We start from the raw sequence: 17,677 nt of genomic DNA, 5'->3' as shown, positions 1-17,677 counted from the left end.
AGCTCGGACTCGGACTTATTTTAAAGTCCGAGTATAGATTCATACTCCGAGTAGAAATGTTCCTTTTTTGAGAAATTACAACTGAAGATTACTCAAGTCGGGTAAGCTAATCTACAACATCATCTTCGATATCTTTAGCAATTTGGTCTACTATTGATGTTATTGAGGAGTAGTCCTTACCTCTTGTTGCACTAGATTTCAAAAATCCTTGTTTGGTGTAAAAATCCTTATTGTGAGGTTTAAAAATATTTGCCACGATTTCCCATTTCCCATCATGAATTTTAGTTGCAAAACAATCCTTGTCGATCAGATTATTAATAAATAGTTTTAAACTATGTTGGTCTCCTTGCCAAATCAGATTCCCAGACATATGTCGTCCAGAGAAAGCTTCTATAAAAGTGTTTTCACTAGTTTCTTTAGATAGAAAACCGTCTTCAATCAATATACTGCAATATTCTTTTAGGGACTCCCTGCTTAGCTTAAGCCTAAAGTCGTTATCAATTGATCTTTTTCTTTGAGACTTTGATTTTACAGGTCTCTCTTTAAAACGTATAATTTGCTTGTCCAACATTTCAAAGGTGGAAACATACAACTGCGCTTTTATAATATAAAAAGGTAACCATCCTTTCTTCTGATTTCCATTTATCGCAGCAATCTCGTGTGCAGCCAGTTTTTTATCGAATTCACGCTCATATTCCAGATTGAAGCAAATCAGAAATTTATTTTTAATGTCCTCTAAATATGACAAGAGGTAATAATCTGATCTTTTTTTATTTCGTTCAATGAACTCGTTACACTCAGAGTTAAAGTCCGACATTAAAGAAAACGAGTGGGCTCTGTAATCCTGAATAGGTATTCCACTTATACTTACCTCTCTAGTTTCAGTATCAATATCAATAGCAACAGGCTTATTAAAGTATGCGTAAAGTTTCTTAAAACTAACTTGTTCCATGTAGGCATATTTGCCTAAAATTAGGAAATCTTTTGTTCAACTAACTTCATATCTTCAGAAATTTTTATATCAACTACTTTAGAGTAAATTTGCGTGGTACTGAGATTTTTGTGGCCCAACATCTTTTGTACTGTTTCAATAGGAACACCATTGGTTAATGTTACAGTTGTGGCAAAAGTGTGTCGTCCCAAATGCATAGTAATATGTTTATCAATTTCACAAAGCTCAGCTATTTCTTCTAAATAAGTATTTAATTTCTGGTTACTTTTTACCGGCAACAGCATATTTAATGCTATACACTCCGTATCATTTTTGTACTTATCAATGACAGCCTGTGCAGGTGGCAATATTGGAATACTAGCCCTAACACCTGTCTTTTCTCTCTCATATATAATCCAGTTTTTCCCATCAATACCTTTTGAAATATCCTTTGGTTTTAATTGTTTCAAATCAGAATAAGACAGTCCTGTGTAGCAAACAAAAACAAAGATATCACGCACTAGATCAAGTCGCCTAATTCTAAACCGCTTTTCTTTGATACATTTAAGTTCTTCGGCAGTTAGAAAGCCCCGATTCACTTCAGTATAATTAGTTTTATAGGACGCAAATGGATCCTTATGAATGTAACCAAGCTCCATTGCAAAATGGATCACTTTTTTCAATTGCTTCAAATACTTCATCGTAGTATTATGCCCTATTTTAAACTCAGCTCTTAAAAATATATCGAAGCGGCGAATAAAATTCACATCAAGTTTTGACAATTCAATATCAGAAATGCCATATTCTGACAAAACAAACTTCTTCAACCTTTCAAAAGTTGTCTCATACTGCATAACAGTAGACTTCGCATATCTACTCCCTTGCTCAAGTTTTACTAACTGAGTATTTTCCTTAAAAACCTGCAGTAATAATTTTTCATCAATATCATCACCTAAAAATTTATGTTTAAAATCTCCAACCGTTACCTGATCGTCTTTTTCTAATAGCTTATTATAATAACGAAGTACATCCGTTTCCAACCCGGACAAATAACTATTTAGAACTCTTGCGTTTTCGCTTCTACCTCTAATCCGTTGCTGACTATTATCCCAATTATCAACATTAACCGCCCTTCGAGTGGCAACTTCAATCCGCTTACCATTCACGGTAACTCTTAGATAAATTGGAGCCTTACCATCTCTTCTCTTTTTGTTTCTCTTTAGTTGAAATCCAACTGTAAAATTTTTAATCATAGTTTTTTATTTCGGCTTTTGCCATTATTACAAAAATACTATGAGAAGAGTCGTTTTAGAAGTGCAAAACATTGCAAACAACTGCAAAGCAATCAGGCAGTTACAGGAATCATAGAGACCATTTTTGAGAATTTTGGATTAGGTCTCGATTAAATCCCCTTTTTTTAAGGTTTTTATGCTATTTTAAATGGTGGGTACAACAAAAAAACGCCTGAAATCAATGATTCCAAGCGTTAATGATAAATATAGTTTCTAAAAAGCTCCCCAGGTAGGACTTGAACCTACGACCTACGGATTAACAGTCCGCCGCTCTAACCAACTGAGCTACTAGGGAATATTGTTTTTGTTCTGTAGAACGTTTGCTTTTCAAAAGCGATGCAAAAGTAATAGCTTTTCTTAAAAGTCAAAACTTTTTTTCAAAAAAAATCATTTAAAAAACCGATTCCCCATCGAATGAAATAATTCAGAAAATTCAAACCATATTCTTCTTTTCTTGTTATACAGTCAGTTATTAAAAACAAATCTTTAAAATCAATAAAAAAGAGAGATGAAAAAAATTACACAACTTTTTTCGGTTGCCTTTATAATTGGCATAATTACACTATCAAATTTTCAGGCAAAAGCCCATTGCGAGATTCCTTGCGGTATCTACGGCGACTCAGTTCGCATTGCCCTGTTATACGAACACATCGAAACCATTGAAAAATCGATGAATCAGATTAACGAATTATCAAAATCTGAAAATCCCGATTATAATCAATTGGTACGATGGGTTATGAACAAAGAAGAGCACGCCAAAGAAATGCAGGAAATTGTAAGCCAGTACTTTTTACACCAACGTGTTAAAATAACTTCTTCGGCCGACGAAGCTGCTTACAGAAAATACGTTAAACAACTGGAGCTTTTGCACCACCTTTCGGTATTTGCGATGAAGAGCAAACAAAGTACCGATTTAAGTATTATTGATACCTTGCGCGAAAAACTTCATCTTTTCGAGCATGCCTATTTTGGAGACGATCATTAATAAATACAACGTCAAAATAAAAAAGGACCTTACCAGGGTCCTTTTTTGTTTTTTACAAGACAAACAAAGCGGGCTTACTAAAACATGTCCCCTAAAAAATTAACAGAGTTTTGTGAGTTCTTTGTATTTAACCACTTCAAACAGTCTGCTTATAATCCGTATTTTAGCCTAAAATTTAGAATTATGATCCCAAAAATATCGGTCACTACAAAAATAGACGACAACATTTCGTTGGCAGGAATATGTACTTCTATCGATGAAATAAGATCAATAAAACTTTCTGATTCGGAAAAGAACTATTTGAGTAAAAAGCTGGAAAAGGAAGGTGATTGTTCCATAAACCGCTATCCGCAATTTTTCTTTTTAGGAAAAATAAAGACCGACGTGTTGCCTTACCAGCAAATTGAATCAGCAAGAGTTGCAGGCACAAAACTTTACGATGTAGTAAAAGCAAGTGGAGAAACTACGCTTCAATTGACCAATTTTTGCAATGTAGATCTGCTTGCTGCATTTTTAGAAGGATTACTTCTAAGCACCTACTCGTTCGACAAATACAAAAAAGAGAAGGAAACCTACCTTCTTGAAAACCTTATCCTCGTTGACAAGCAAATTTCTCAAGAAAAGATCAACGAGATCGTAAATACAACAAAAGCAACTTTTGCTGCGCGCGATCTGGTTAACGAACCACTCTCCTACCTTACGGCCGGGCAATTTTCTGTGGAAATTGAGAAACTGGGTAACGAAGCCGGTTTTTCGCTCGAAGTGTTTAACAAGAAAAAGATTGAAGCCCTAAAAATGGGCGGGCTGCTTGCCGTTAACAAAGGCAGTATCGATCCGCCAACTTTTAACATTCTGGAGTGGAAACCTGAAAACGCAAAAAACAAACAAGCGATTGTTTTGGTAGGAAAAGGTGTTGTATACGACACCGGTGGACTGAGCCTTAAACCAACGCCAAACTCGATGGATTACATGAAGTCGGATATGGGCGGTGCAGCCGGAGTTGTTGCTGCTGTTTATGCCGCCGCGCTGAATAAACTTCCTTTACACATTGTTGGTTTGGTTCCGGCAACCGACAACCGCCCCGATGGAAATGCTTACGTTCCCGGCGATATTATTACAATGTTTGATGGCACCACTGTTGAAATTAAAAATACCGATGCTGAAGGGCGTCTCATTCTTGCCGATGCATTAAGCTACGCAAAAAAATACCAGCCACAACTGGTTATCGATTGTGCCACTTTAACGGGCTCGGCCGACATAATTTCGGGGCCGCATGCCGCAGTGGTTATGGGCAATTCACCTGAAAACATGGAGCTGCTAAAACAAGCGGGACTCAATACTTTTGAAAGACTGATAGAAGTTCCGCTTTGGGAGGAATATGCCGCTCCGTTAAAATCGCCAATTGCCGATCTGAATAACCTCGGCACGCGCGAAGGGCAAACAACAATAGCAGGTAAATTCCTGGAACATTTTACCGATTACAACTGGATTCATGTTGACATGGCAGGAACAGCTTTCAGAAAAGAAAAAGATGCTTACCGACCTGCCGGAGGAACAGGTTTTGGAGCACGTTTACTCTACGATTTTTTAAAATCGCTGGTGAACTGATTTTAATTTTATACTTTGGAAGTCGATGAGCAGGGCTGTTCTAACATTTACATGCTCAATTAAATTAAATAAATTAACTTTGCAGGGCTCAAAAAAGGGCAAATTATCTGAATCAAAATACAATGGCAAAACAAGATACAATACGAATAGGAATAACACATGGCGATATTAACGGAATTGGTTACGAAGTAATACTTAAAACGCTCTCAGATCCACGTATTCTCGAAATGTGTACTCCGGTTGTTTACGGCTCGCCAAAAGTGGCAGCCTACCACCGCAAAGCACTCGATATAAATGACGTAAGCTTCAACCACATTCGTAATACAAAAGAACTGTTACCACGAAAAGCAAACATTATAAATTGTGTTGATGAAAATGTTCGTGTTGAATTGGGTAAATCAACCCACGAAGCAGGAATTTCATCGTTTAATGCACTCGACCGTGCAACCAGCGATCTTCAAAAAGGATATATCGATGCACTGATTACTGCGCCGATCAACAAGGACAACATTCAGAGCGAAGAATTTAACTTCCCTGGACACACCGAGTTTCTGGCAGAAAAATTCGACACAAAAGACTATGCCATGTTAATGGTTAGCGAAACCATGAAAATTGGTGTGGTAACAACTCACATTCCAATTTCAAAAGTGTCGGAAAGTTTAAGTAAAGAAACCATCCTTTCGAAGATCCGAATCATTGCCAAATCGTTACAACAGGATTTTGCCATTACAAAACCGCGTATTGCTGTTTTCGGATTAAATCCACACGCCGGCGATAATGGTTTGATTGGAAAAGAGGACAAAGAAATAATTCTTCCTGCAGTTATTCAGGCTAAAAAAGAAGGTATTATGGCACTTGGGCCATATCCTGCCGATGGCTTTTTCGGATCGGAAGATTACCGGAAGTTCGATGCCATTATTGCCATGTACCACGATCAGGGTTTAATTCCGTTTAAACTTGCCTCTTTCGAGCGTGGAGTAAACTATACAGCAGGATTGCCTGCAATACGCACTTCGCCGGCGCACGGTACAGCCTATGCTATTGCCGGAGAAGGAAAAGCATCGCCCGAATCGTTCCGTCAGGCTTTATATCTTGCCATCGACATTCATAAAAACCGAAGCATCTATCAGGAGATCAGTAAAAATCCGTTGAGGAATTACGAGATCAATCCAAACCAAGTGGATGAGAGTGTAGATATTGAGGCATCGGAAGACGAAGAAACTTTATAAGCAGCACAGGTTACCATGTACGAATATATCAAAGGTACTATTGCCGAAATCAGCGCGACAAATGTGATTGTTGAAGCAGCCGGGATTGGCTATTTCATCCATATTTCGTTAAACTCATACAGCGTTCTGAATGGTAAAAAAGAAGTGAAGGTGTTTTTGCATCAGATAGTACGCGAAGATGCGCACACACTTTATGGTTTTGCAACTACCAGCGAGAGGGAAGTATTCCGTAGTCTGATATCGGTAAATGGTGTTGGTGCGAGCACAGCAATTATGATGCTTTCCTCGCTGACAACCGATGAATTGAAAGCAGCTGTAACCACTGAAAATGTAAACGTTTTAAAAGCAGTAAAAGGTATCGGTGCCAAAACTGCACAGCGAATAATAATCGACTTAAAAGATAAACTCGGAAAAATACCGGAATCGGGCCAAATTTTATCAGTAGCGGACAATACTATCCAGATTGAATCGTTATCAGCTTTAGTCATGCTTGGCTTTGCTAAGAAGGATGCCGAAAAGATAGTATCGAAGATACTTCAGGAGCAGCCTGAAGCAAATGTGGAGAGCGTGATAAAACAAGCATTAAAAAGGTTGTAAAACGTACCCTTTCTGAAGAAACAAAAACAATGACTAGCAACTGCTTTTTCAGGAAAGCCTTTTGAAGTAGTAATTTTAATGAAATGACACTGAGCCGAAGTTTACCAAATATATTCTTCATTATTCTTGTATTGTGTGCCCTGGCAAATCCTTTTAACGGAAAAGCGCAGGAACTGCCCGAAATGGATACCACCGGCACCCTACCCTATCCTTTTAAAGATCAACCCGCATTTGGATACACCGATCAGGATTCAGCTAAATTATACCTGAATAAACCCAGCAATATCAGATACGAAATTGAGTACGATCCGGTAATCGGGCAGTATGTCTTTTACGAAAAAGTTGGGTCGCTGAATTATCGTTTGCCGCAAAGTATGTCGCTCGACGATTATATGGAGTACGATTTCGACAAGTCCATTCGCGATTACTGGCGATCGAGAACACAACAGGAATCAAACGATGCACGCGGAGGATTATTACCAAAACTAACCATTGGAAGCGAGGCATTTAACCGCATTTTTGGTGGAAACACAATTAACATTCAACCACAAGGTTATGTTGAGGTAAGCTTTGGCTACCAGGTAAACAAAACCGACAACCCATCGATTCCCGAACGCTTGCGCAAGGTGCCAACCTTCGATTTCGATGAAAAGATTCAGATGAATGTTAATGGCCAGATCGGTACAAAAATGAATATGCGCGTAAACTACAATACCGAGGCTACTTTCGACTACGAAAACAAAATGAACCTTGAGTATACGGGCGATGAAGATGAAATTTTAAAACGTATTGAAGCCGGTAATGTGTCGTTGCCATTAAATGGTTCCCTTATTACAGGAGCATCGAACCTGTTTGGTGTAAAAGCCGAAATGCAGTTTGGAAAGTTAACCGTTACCACCCTGTTCTCGCAGCACCGTGGAGAATCGAAAACCGTTGAAACCGAAGGAGGCGCACAGATTGCCACTTTCGACATTTCTGCTGTTGATTACGATGCCAACCGCCACTTTTTCCTTGCCCAGTATTTCCGCGATCATTATAACGAATGGCTAAAAAGTACTGCTGTACCGCGTTCGCCCATCACCATTAACAAGGTGGAAATTTGGGTAACCAATAAATCAAATGATTTCGACGATTCAAGAAACATTCTGGCCTTTCAGGATTTGGCAGAGCACGATCCGAACATATACAACAATGTTCCTCAATTTCAACAAACAGTGGGATTGCCTTATCCGCAAAGTGTTTTCCCAAACAACGGTGCCAACGGCCTGTATACCGAAATGAGCACTACGTACAGTGCTGTTCGTCAGGTTGAAAACATTACAAGTGTGATGTCGCAATTCGGACAGGATTTTATCGGCGGTACCGATTTTGAGAAAATTGAACAGGCACGAAAACTGAGCGATTCAGAGTTCACGATTAATAAACAATTGGGGTATATCTCGCTGAACAGTGCATTAAACACTGACGAGGTGCTGGCAGTGGCCTTCAATTTTACCTACAATGGTCAGACTTTCCAGGTTGGTGAATTTTCTACCGATGGTATCGATGCGCCAAAAACGCTTTTCATGAAACTATTGAAAGGCACCAACTTATCGCCGGGTAAACCAACGTGGAACCTGATGATGAAAAACATTTATAACCTGAATGCCTACCAGCTTACAAGCGACGATTTTGAGCTGAATGTTGTCTACCAAAACGATTCAACCGGAACATACATCAACTACCTTCCCGATTCACGTATCGAAGGTCACATCCTGCTTGAGGTAATGCGTTTAGACATGCTTAACTCGCAACTCGACCCGACCAAAGACGGTGTGTTCGATTATGTTGAAGGTATTACTGTAAACTCAAATACCGGTCGTATTATCTTTCCGGTGGTGGAACCATTTGGCAGCCATATTTCCGATTCGTTAATGGATCAATCATCCATCGATAAATATTCATTTCAAACTTTATACGATTCTACCCAGGTAAAAGCAGAGCAGGATGCCGAGCACAATAAATTCAGACTGACGGGTAGTTACAAAGGATCGTCAAGTTCAGACATTGCACTTGGTACTTTGAACCTGACTCAAGGATCGGTTACAGTTACTGCCGGTGGCCAGGTGCTTACCGAGAACGTCGATTATACCGTTGACTATACACTCGGTAGGGTAAAAATTATTAACCAGGCCTTGCTTGAGGCCGGAACTCCTATTTCGGTGGCGACCGAGAGTGAAGACCTGTTTACCATGCAACGCAAAACCTTAATGGGTACACATGCCAACTATGCTTTTTCCGATAATTTTAATATCGGGGCAACCATGCTTTGGATGAACGAACGCCCGTTAACAGAAAAAGTAGATTACGGCCAGGATCCGATTTCGAACTTAATGTACGGATTGGATGCCCGTTACAATACAGAAGCTCCGTTTCTGACCAAAGCACTTGATGCTTTACCGTTTTACAGCACCAACGCTGCCTCTGCTATCGATGTGGAAGCTGAATTCGCCCAGTTGGTGCCCGGTAGTTCAAAATCAATTGACGGGGCGGTTTATGTTGATGATTTTGAAGCGACAAAAACAGCCATTGATATGCGTACGCGCTCGGCGTGGATGTTGGCCAGTACACCGCAATATCAAAACGACATGTTTCCGGAGGCCAATCTCAATAACTCGCTGGATTATGGTGTAAACCGTGCAAAACTGGCATGGTACAACATCGACCCGCTGTTTCTTAGAAACAATTCGCTGACTCCTGATCATATTAAGGATGACAGAGCATTGCAGTCGAATCACCTTGTTCGTGAGGTATTTGAACCGGAAATTTTCCCCGAGCGAGAATTTACTACCGGTGAACCAACAAATATTGCCACACTCGACTTAGCATTTTATCCAACAGAACGTGGACCATATAACTACGATGCAGGTAATTCAAACTATTCGGCTGGTGTTAATTTAGACGGTTCATTAAATGATCCGGAATCACGCTGGGGTGGTATTATGCGCGAAATTCAGACCAGCGACTTCGAGAATGCCAATATCGAATACATCGAATTCTGGATGATGGATCCGTTTGTAAACGATACACTGGGTGAGCACACCGGGGGAGACCTCTATTTCAACCTCGGAGAAATTTCGGAGGATGTATTAAAAGACTCCAGAAAATCTTTTGAGAACGGACTGCCAACAACCGCAGAACTAACCAATGTTGATACAACAATTTGGGGACGCGTTTCAACACAACAGTCGCTGGTGAATGCTTTCGACAACTCAACCGATTCGCGCGGATACCAGGATTTGGGTTTTGATGGTTTGAATGATGATGATGAGCAAACTCATTTCGAACAATACCTGAAAGAGCTGGAGCTAAAAGTAAATAACGATGCTTATTTGCAGGCACTGGAAGACCCGTCGACAGATAACTTCCACTATTTCCGTGGAACTGATTACGACGATGACCAACTGAACATTTTAGAGCGTTACAAAAAATACAACGGTCCTCAAGGTAACTCTCCAACTTCGGAAATGTCGCCCGAGAACTACCCAACGTCGGCAACTACCTTACCCGATATTGAAGATATTAATGACGATAACACATTAAATGAATACGAGCGCTATTACCAGTACCGAATTAGTCTGCGAAAAGAGGACATGGAACTTGGAAATAACTTCATATCAGATGTTCGACGCGCACGTGTTGAGCTTAAAAATGGCGAGGTTGGCGAAGTTGACTGGTACCAGTTTAAAATTCCGGTAAACTCTCCGGAGGAGGTTGTTGGTAACATCAGTAATTTCAACTCCATTCGTTTTATGCGTATGTTTATGCATGGATTTGCCGATCCAACAATTCTGCGTTTTGCCACACTTGACCTGGTACGTGCCGACTGGCGTCGCTACACCGGTGATATTCTGGAAGAAGGTGGCCTGCCTTCAGCCGATGCAGAACTGGATATTGCTGCTGTAAGTATTGAAGAAAATTCAAGCCGCGAACCGGTTAACTATGTTTTACCTCCGGGAGTATCAAGAACAATCGATCCGGCAAACCCGCAATTGCGCCAGTTAAACGAACAGTCGATTGAACTGAAAGTAACAAACCTGGAACAGGGTGACGCACGCGCAGCCTACAAATCGTTGTACATGGATTTCAGAAGGTACAAAACCCTGAAAATGGAAGTACACGCTGAAGAGATTGAAGAATACCCGCTGGATGATGATGAACTGTATTTCTTTATCCGTTTAGGATCGGATTACAATTACAACTATTACGAATACGAAGTTCCGTTAAGTCTGACTCCTCACCGTAACTACGACGGCAACCAAGAAAGTGAACGTTACCTGGTTTGGCCCGATGCCAACCGGATAAACATTCCGCTGGAGTTATTTACCGACCTGAAACTGGAACGAAACGATGTTATGCGCACCGAAGGTTCATCCCTCTCAATTCAGGATATATACGTAGGTTCGCATAGCGACTGGAACGATGGTAAAAACCGCGTAAAAGTAAAAGGTAGTCCAAACCTTGGCAATGTTGAAGTAATGATGATGGGAGTTCGAAACAAAAGAGGCCAGGTAAACACCGGACCAAAATCGGTAATTGTCTGGGCCAACGAATTACGCCTTACCGATTTCGACGATGAAGGTGGCTGGGCTGCCAACGCTAGGGTTTCAACACGTTTAGCCGATTTGGGTAGTGTTGTTGTAGCCGGACGTAAACGTACTGCAGGTTTTGGAAGCATCGACGAAAACATTAACAGCCGGTCGATGGACGACCTGGATGAACTTGACGTGTCAGCTTCAGTTGACTGGGGTCGTTTCTTCCCCGAAAAAGCAGGTGTTCGAATTCCAATGTATTATGGTTATTCGAACAGTACAGCAACACCAAAATACGATCCGTTAAATCCGGACATTGAATTAAAAGAATCGTTGGCTCATGCTCAAACCAGTGCCGAGAAAGACTCAATAAAACACATATCGCAGGATGTTGTTGAGCGAAAAAGTATCAACTTCACCAACGTAAAAGTTGAACCGCAACGTCAGAAAGAAAAAACACATTTGTGGGATCCGGAGAACTTTGCTGTTACCTATTCATATAACGAAACATCAAAACGAAACATTACAACGGAATACAATGTGAATAAAACACACCGTTTTATGTTCTCGTACAACTACAGCAACCGCCCAAAACTGATCCAGCCTTTCAGCAAGGTTCAGTTTCTGCAAAAAGGTCCGTTAAAATTAATTGGTGATTTTAATTTCTATCCGCTGCCAACACAAATCTCGTATCGTACCGATTTGTATCGCAAGTATCACGAACGCCAATCGAGAAATATTACCAATCCGAACCTGATTCTTCCGGCAACTTACGATAAGGATTTCTTGTGGAACCGTTACCTCGATATCCGCTATGATGTTACACGCTCGCTGAAATTTGATTTCTCGTCACGCGGTACTTCACGAATTGATGAGCCCGATGGCCGGATCAATAAAAACGATGATGATTACGAATGGAAACGCGATTCGATCCTTACCAACTTATGGAATTTAGGACGACCTACCGTTTACAACCATAGTTTTAATGCTACTTACCAGGTTCCTATTCGCAGTATAAAAGCGCTGAACTTTATGAGCGGATCTGTTCGTTATTCGGGAACTTATGAATGGGCTGCCGGTTCGCTTACCGAGGATGATATTAATATTGGTAACGTTATTACCAACACACGCAACCTGACACTTCAGGGTAATGCCAATTTTCAGACCTTATTTAACAAGGTGCCCTATTTTAAAGAGGTGAATCAGAAATTCAGGCGAACAGGTCGAGGCCGGGGAAGTTTGAACCAACGAAGTACCAGGGGAAATACAAATCAACAAGCCGAACCGCTTCAAAAGAAAGAGGAAGAAACATATACAAGCAGCATGCGCTTAACGGCCGATCAGGGCCAGCAAATTGCGCACAAATTAAATACTAAAAAGGTAAAAGTTCTGGTAACCGGTGTCGATGGCAAGGTTATTCCGGGACGAACAACAATTGTTGATGCCAATACCATCGAGTTCATTCCAACTGTTGATGCACAACAGGCCATGCTTACTGTTTCAGGTAAACGTGGCGACCAGCCATTTATAAAAGATGTTCTGGATTTAACAACACGAATGGTTATTGGGGTACGTACATTCTCGGCAACCTACAACAAAAGCGGAGGTACCGTTCTTCCGGGTTTCCTTCCTGAACCAACATTGTTTGGAGCCAGCACATTTAGTGGCGATTCGGAATGGGGAACTCCTACCATGGATCCAAAATTAGCTCCGGGACTACCATTTATGTTTGGATGGCAAGACCGCAATTTTGCTGTTAAAGCCGCAGAAAACGGCTGGCTCACCATCGATTCAACTTTAAATCAGCCGTTCCAGATTATGGAAAACGAACGAATTAATTTGCGCGCATTGTGGGAACCTCTCCCCGACTTGCGAATTGATTTAACGGCAAACCGCTCGATATCAAAGAACATCACCGAGTTTTATAATTACGACTATAGTGCCGGTGATTTTGTGGCAAACAGCTACTCCGAGAGTGGTAATTTCAGCATGACGACTCTAACATTGGGAACCGCCTTCTTTAAAATAGGAAAAGAAGACGTAAGCAGTTCAGATGCTTTTGAGAACATGAAAGAATACAGGAAAACTATCGCACATCGTTTGGCGGATCAACGTGGTACAAGCGCGGGCTATGTTCCTGGCACACCACACCCCAATTATCCGGACTACCCTTTCGGTTACGGACCAAATTCTGTGGAAGTTCTTGTTCCGGCATTCCTGGCAGCTTATCAGAATAAAGATCCGGAAAGCGTTTCATTGAGCATGTTCCCGTCGTTAAAATACATCCGTCCGAACTGGAGTATTCGATACGAAGGTATGGTTTCGCGTATTCCGGGACTGAACAAGGTAATGCGTTCGCTGAATTTCCAACATACCTACCGTTCAACTTACAACGTTGGATCGTATTCTACCAACCTCAACTTTATCGATGCAGAAGATGGTTACACCATGGTTCGCGACCTGGCTGATAACTTTGTTCCGGCTTACGACTTTAATACCGTTAGTATTGTTGAAGCTTTCAACCCGTTGATCAATATTGACATCATGTGGTTGAGCGACCTGACTACACGCGGTGAGATTAAACGTACACGTAACCTGAACATGTCGTTATCAAACAACCAGCTTACTGAAATTTTGAGTAATGAATACATTTTAGGTGTGGGCTACCGTTTTACGCGAATGGATTTGATCATTAAAACGAAGAATTCGCAACAAGCTTATTCTAACGATTTAAATGTGCGTGCTGATATTTCGTACCGAAAAACAAAAACGTTGTTGCGCCAGCTTGACGAAGCAAACGACCAGATTACTGCAGGACAAGGTAACTTTACGTTAAAAACTTATGCCGACTACCGCTTAAGTGATAAGTTTGAAATGCGTGTTTATTACGATCGTATTATCAACGATCCGTTCACCTCGCTTTCGTATCGTACAACAAATGCAAATTTTGGTGTGAGTTTCCGTTTTACATTGGCCAACTAATTGTTAAACCAACTTTATTTTGAGAAACAGTTTTTAAAGCTTATATCGACAATATTTTGATTTTTCAAAAAAAACGTTTTTCTTGCAGAGGAATTAATTAAAAAAATGCAAAAAATAAATACAATATGGCTTCCGTGGTGGGGTCTTCTTACGTAAGTTAGGAGTTAAGAGCCATATTGCTATTTTTAAAGATATGACAGGCCTGCTTCTAACAAAAGCAGGTTTTTTTGTTTAATAGAACAATAATTATGAGAACAAACAATAACATTTGGTGGTGGCGTAGCAACTTTTTACAAATATCGTGAAGAGAGGATACGTCATTGCATAAATTAAAAGCGGCTCATCGGATTTCACGGTGAGCCGTTTTTAGTTTAAACACCTTGCTGACAACAATTTTGAATTGAAATACAAACAAAGAACAAAACATAAAAAAACAAAATGGAAAAACTCAATTTTAAACCTGTCGTTCGTAAAATACTTGCCGACACCGTAACTCCGGTAAGCATTTATTTGCGACTTCGCACGCTTTATCCTAAGTCGATATTGCTGGAAAGCTCCGATTACCACGGAGTTGAAAATGCTTACTCGTTTATTGCTTTTAACCCTATTGCCAATTTTAAGGTAAATAATGGCGATGTTATCATCGATTTTCCGGGAAGGGAAAAAGAATCGTTCACGCTTTCTCCCGAAAAAAAGTTACACGATGAACTGGACAACTTCTTCAAAACATTTAATGTTGATTCGGATGAAATTGAATTGCCTGCCAACGGTTTATTTGGCTACCTGAATTTTGATGCCATTCAACATTTCGAAAGCATTCGTTTTTCATCACCAAAAACTGAAGAATACCAAACGCCGGAAGTACACTACAGTTTTTATAAATATGTAGTTGCCATTGATCACCACAAAAACCAAATCCACATTGTTGAGAACCTGTTGGAGGGCGAAGAATCGCAAATGGATTACGTTCATCATTTATTGGTAAACCTTAATTTCTCAACAGCTAGTTTTGATGTGCGTGGCGAGGAAAAATCGAACATCACCGACGAAGAATACATGCACATGGTAACAAAAGGTAAAGAGCACTGCTACCGTGGCGATGTTTTCCAGATCGTGTTGAGCCGTCAGTTCTCACAGGAGTTTATTGGCGACGATTTTAATGTTTACCGTGCGCTTCGTTCGATAAACCCATCGCCTTACCTGTTCTATTTCGATTACGGAACTTACAGTATTTTCGGATCGAGTCCGGAAGCGGAGATCAGGATAAAAGACAATAAAGCTTATATTCACCCAATTGCCGGAACGTTTAAACGTACCGGAAATGATGATCAGGATCGTGAACTGGCTGAAAAGTTAAGCAAGGATCCAAAAGAGAATGCCGAGCACGTGATGTTGGTAGATCTTGCCCGTAACGATTTAAGCAGAAATGCCGATAATGTAATTGTGGAAACTTATCGCGAAGTGCAATTCTTCTCGCATGTAATTCATCTGGTTTCGCAGGTTTCGGGAGAAATTACCGACGATACCAACCTGATAAAAGTATTGGGAGAAACTTTCCCTGCCGGAACACTTTCGGGCGCACCAAAATATAAAGCCATGGAACTGATCGACAAATACGAAAACCAGAACCGTGGTTACTACGGAGGATGTATTGGTTACCTTGGCTTTGACAATTCGGTGAACCATGCGATTATGATCCGCTCGTTCTTGAGCAAGGACAAAAAACTGTTTTACCAGGCAGGTGCCGGAATTGTTGCCGACTCGCAGGAAGAGAGCGAACTACAAGAAGTGAATAATAAACTGGCTGCATTGAAAAATGCGATTGAAATGGCTAAAGGTATAAATTAAAAACTTGAAATGATGAAGATATTAGTTATCGATAATTACGACTCATTTACCTACAACCTGGTACATGCCATCAAAAAGATTTCTGGCCAGCCGGTTGATGTATTTCGCAACGATCAGATTGCCTTGGAAGAGATTGACAAATACGACAAGATCGTTCTTTCTCCGGGTCCCGGAATTCCTGAAGAAGCAGGTCTTTTACTCGACATTATAAAAGCATACGCACCAAAGAAAAGCATGCTCGGTGTTTGTTTGGGTCACCAGGCCATTGGCGAAGCTTTTGGCGGTAAGCTGCACAATATGAACCGTGTTTTGCATGGAATTGCCACACCCGTAAAACAAACCGGAATTAAAGCACAATTATTTGAGGGATTGCCCGAATCATTCGATGTGGGCCGTTACCACTCATGGATCGTTCAGGATGAACAGTTACCGGAATGTTTTGAGGTTACCAGCTACGACGAAGACGGTCTGGTAATGTCGATGCAGCACAAAGAATACGATGTGCAAAGTGTGCAGTTCCACCCGGAATCGGTACTAACTCCGCTGGGAGAAAAAATGATCGAAAACTGGTTGTATCCGAACAAATAGTCTATTCTTTTCAAAAAAACTCAAAAGCTAAAAAATGAAAGAAACATTACAATACCTATTTGAAGGAAATACCCTTACTCGTGAAGAAGCAAAAGCTGCATTAACAGGAGTTGGAAAAGGCCTTTATTCTGAAGCCGAATTTGCCGCATTCCTAACTGTATTTAAAATGCGTCCTTTGCAGTCGGAAGAACTCGGTGGTTTTCGTGATGCGATGGTAGAACTCAGTAAAAAAGTTGATCTGTCAGATTACAACGCAATTGATATTGTAGGTACCGGCGGCGACGGCAAAAACACGTTCAACATCTCCACACTATCCTGTTTTATTGTTGCAGGAGCCGGAGTGAATATTACCAAACACGGGAACTACGCAGCCACTTCAACCAGTGGCTCGTCCAACGTTTTGGAATTTCTGGGATACGAGTTCAGCAACGAAATCGACAAACTAAAAAGCGATCTTGAAAAAGGAGGTTTTTGCTTTTTACATGCACCTCTGTTTCACCCGGCAATGAAACACATTGCTCCGGTTCGCAGAGCCTTAAAGGTGCCAACCTTTTTTAATATACTTGGGCCCATGATCAATCCGTCGGAGCCAAAATACCAGGTTCTCGGAGTGAACAACAGCGAAAATTTCGACCACTACAAAAATGTATACAACACAATGGATGTTAACTTTGCCATAGTGAACAGTGTTGATGGTTACGACGAGATTTCGCTGACTGCCGACACGCATTTTGCCACAAAATCGGAAGACAAACTGATTGCTCCGGAAGAATTTGGAATGCCACAAGTTGCCCCCGAAAAGCTTTTTGGTGGCGAGTCGGTTGAGGATGCCGCTAAAATATTTATCGATATTTTGAAAGGCAACGGTACATCAGAACAAACTAATGTTGTTCTTGCCAACGCTGCCGTTGGCCTGCAAGTTGTTTTCCCTGATAAAACATTAGCTGAATGTGTTGAAATGGCGCGCGAGTCTTTACTAAGCGGAAATGCGTTGAAAAAGTTGGAAGCAGTTACAAACAAGTCCTTTTAAGACAGAGCAAATTAAA

The 17,677-nt window shown here is 40.8% G+C and carries 10 protein-coding genes and 1 tRNA gene; 8 read left to right on the top strand and 3 right to left on the bottom strand.

Features of this window, described 5'->3' with window-relative positions; genetic code table 11:
• Nucleotides 1-106 precede the first annotated feature (106 nt).
• From SLH46_RS06205 to SLH46_RS06195, 3 genes are all read right to left on the bottom strand, one after another.
• Entirely contained in the window at nucleotides 107-952 is an 846-nt protein-coding gene (locus SLH46_RS06205; RefSeq protein ID WP_320280291.1) for a hypothetical protein, read from the bottom strand.
• Nucleotides 953-972: 20 nt separating this feature from the next.
• Nucleotides 973-2,184 (bottom strand): site-specific integrase, encoded by a 1,212-nt coding sequence (locus SLH46_RS06200; protein ID WP_320280290.1) that lies wholly within the window; start codon nucleotides 2,182-2,184, stop codon nucleotides 973-975.
• 260 nt (nucleotides 2,185-2,444) lie between these two features.
• A tRNA-Asn gene (locus SLH46_RS06195) sits at nucleotides 2,445-2,518 on the bottom strand.
• Between the two features lie 213 nt (nucleotides 2,519-2,731).
• On the opposite strand from SLH46_RS06195, the gene SLH46_RS06190 reads away from it, so the two are divergent.
• The 8 genes from SLH46_RS06190 (at nucleotide 2,732) to trpD (ending at nucleotide 17,661) form a co-directional block, all read left to right on the top strand.
• Entirely contained in the window at nucleotides 2,732-3,208 is a 477-nt protein-coding gene (locus SLH46_RS06190; protein WP_320280289.1) for a superoxide dismutase [Ni], read from the top strand.
• Nucleotides 3,209-3,391: 183 nt separating this feature from the next.
• Entirely contained in the window at nucleotides 3,392-4,816 is a 1,425-nt protein-coding gene (locus tag SLH46_RS06185; protein ID WP_320280288.1) for a leucyl aminopeptidase family protein, read from the top strand.
• Nucleotides 4,817-4,938: 122 nt separating this feature from the next.
• On the top strand, nucleotides 4,939-6,045 hold the full coding sequence (pdxA, locus tag SLH46_RS06180; RefSeq protein ID WP_320280287.1) for a 4-hydroxythreonine-4-phosphate dehydrogenase PdxA: 1,107 nt from the start codon (nucleotides 4,939-4,941) through the stop codon (nucleotides 6,043-6,045).
• Between the two features lie 15 nt (nucleotides 6,046-6,060).
• Entirely contained in the window at nucleotides 6,061-6,642 is a 582-nt protein-coding gene (gene ruvA / locus SLH46_RS06175; RefSeq protein ID WP_320280286.1) for a Holliday junction branch migration protein RuvA, read from the top strand.
• Between the two features lie 83 nt (nucleotides 6,643-6,725).
• The gene (sov, locus tag SLH46_RS06170) at nucleotides 6,726-14,195 is read left to right on the top strand and encodes a T9SS outer membrane translocon Sov/SprA (RefSeq protein WP_320280285.1); all 7,470 of its coding nucleotides are present in this window, start codon (nucleotides 6,726-6,728) and stop codon (nucleotides 14,193-14,195) included.
• A gap of 438 nt (nucleotides 14,196-14,633) precedes the next feature.
• Nucleotides 14,634-16,043: an anthranilate synthase component I family protein gene (locus tag SLH46_RS06165; protein WP_320280284.1), complete on the top strand. Its 1,410-nt coding sequence runs from the start codon at nucleotides 14,634-14,636 to the stop codon at nucleotides 16,041-16,043.
• 9 nt (nucleotides 16,044-16,052) lie between these two features.
• Nucleotides 16,053-16,631: an anthranilate synthase component II gene (locus SLH46_RS06160; RefSeq protein WP_320280283.1), complete on the top strand. Its 579-nt coding sequence runs from the start codon at nucleotides 16,053-16,055 to the stop codon at nucleotides 16,629-16,631.
• A 34-nt stretch (nucleotides 16,632-16,665) separates the two neighbouring features.
• Nucleotides 16,666-17,661 (top strand): anthranilate phosphoribosyltransferase, encoded by a 996-nt coding sequence (gene trpD / locus SLH46_RS06155; RefSeq protein ID WP_320280282.1) that lies wholly within the window; start codon nucleotides 16,666-16,668, stop codon nucleotides 17,659-17,661.
• The last annotated feature ends 16 nt before the right edge of the window (nucleotides 17,662-17,677 follow it).

The organism is Draconibacterium sp. IB214405 (genome assembly GCF_033963885.1).
GTDB lineage: Bacteria > Bacteroidota > Bacteroidia > Bacteroidales > Prolixibacteraceae > Draconibacterium.
Note: the sequence above shows the minus strand (reverse complement) of the source record. Positions and strands in the feature narration are given on the sequence as shown.

Excerpts from the sequence above, each read along its gene's own strand:
- SLH46_RS06205 (WP_320280291.1), bottom strand. The coding sequence starts at position 952 with ATGGAACAAGTTAGTTTTAAGAAACTTTACGCATACTTTAATAAGCCT.
- SLH46_RS06200 (WP_320280290.1), bottom strand. The coding sequence starts at position 2,184 with ATGATTAAAAATTTTACAGTTGGATTTCAACTAAAGAGAAACAAAAAG.
- SLH46_RS06190 (WP_320280289.1), top strand. The coding sequence starts at position 2,732 with ATGAAAAAAATTACACAACTTTTTTCGGTTGCCTTTATAATTGGCATA.
- SLH46_RS06185 (WP_320280288.1), top strand. The coding sequence starts at position 3,392 with ATGATCCCAAAAATATCGGTCACTACAAAAATAGACGACAACATTTCG.
- pdxA (WP_320280287.1), top strand. The coding sequence starts at position 4,939 with ATGGCAAAACAAGATACAATACGAATAGGAATAACACATGGCGATATT.
- ruvA (WP_320280286.1), top strand. The coding sequence starts at position 6,061 with ATGTACGAATATATCAAAGGTACTATTGCCGAAATCAGCGCGACAAAT.
- sov (WP_320280285.1), top strand. The coding sequence starts at position 6,726 with ATGACACTGAGCCGAAGTTTACCAAATATATTCTTCATTATTCTTGTA.
- SLH46_RS06165 (WP_320280284.1), top strand. The coding sequence starts at position 14,634 with ATGGAAAAACTCAATTTTAAACCTGTCGTTCGTAAAATACTTGCCGAC.
- SLH46_RS06160 (WP_320280283.1), top strand. The coding sequence starts at position 16,053 with ATGATGAAGATATTAGTTATCGATAATTACGACTCATTTACCTACAAC.
- trpD (WP_320280282.1), top strand. The coding sequence starts at position 16,666 with ATGAAAGAAACATTACAATACCTATTTGAAGGAAATACCCTTACTCGT.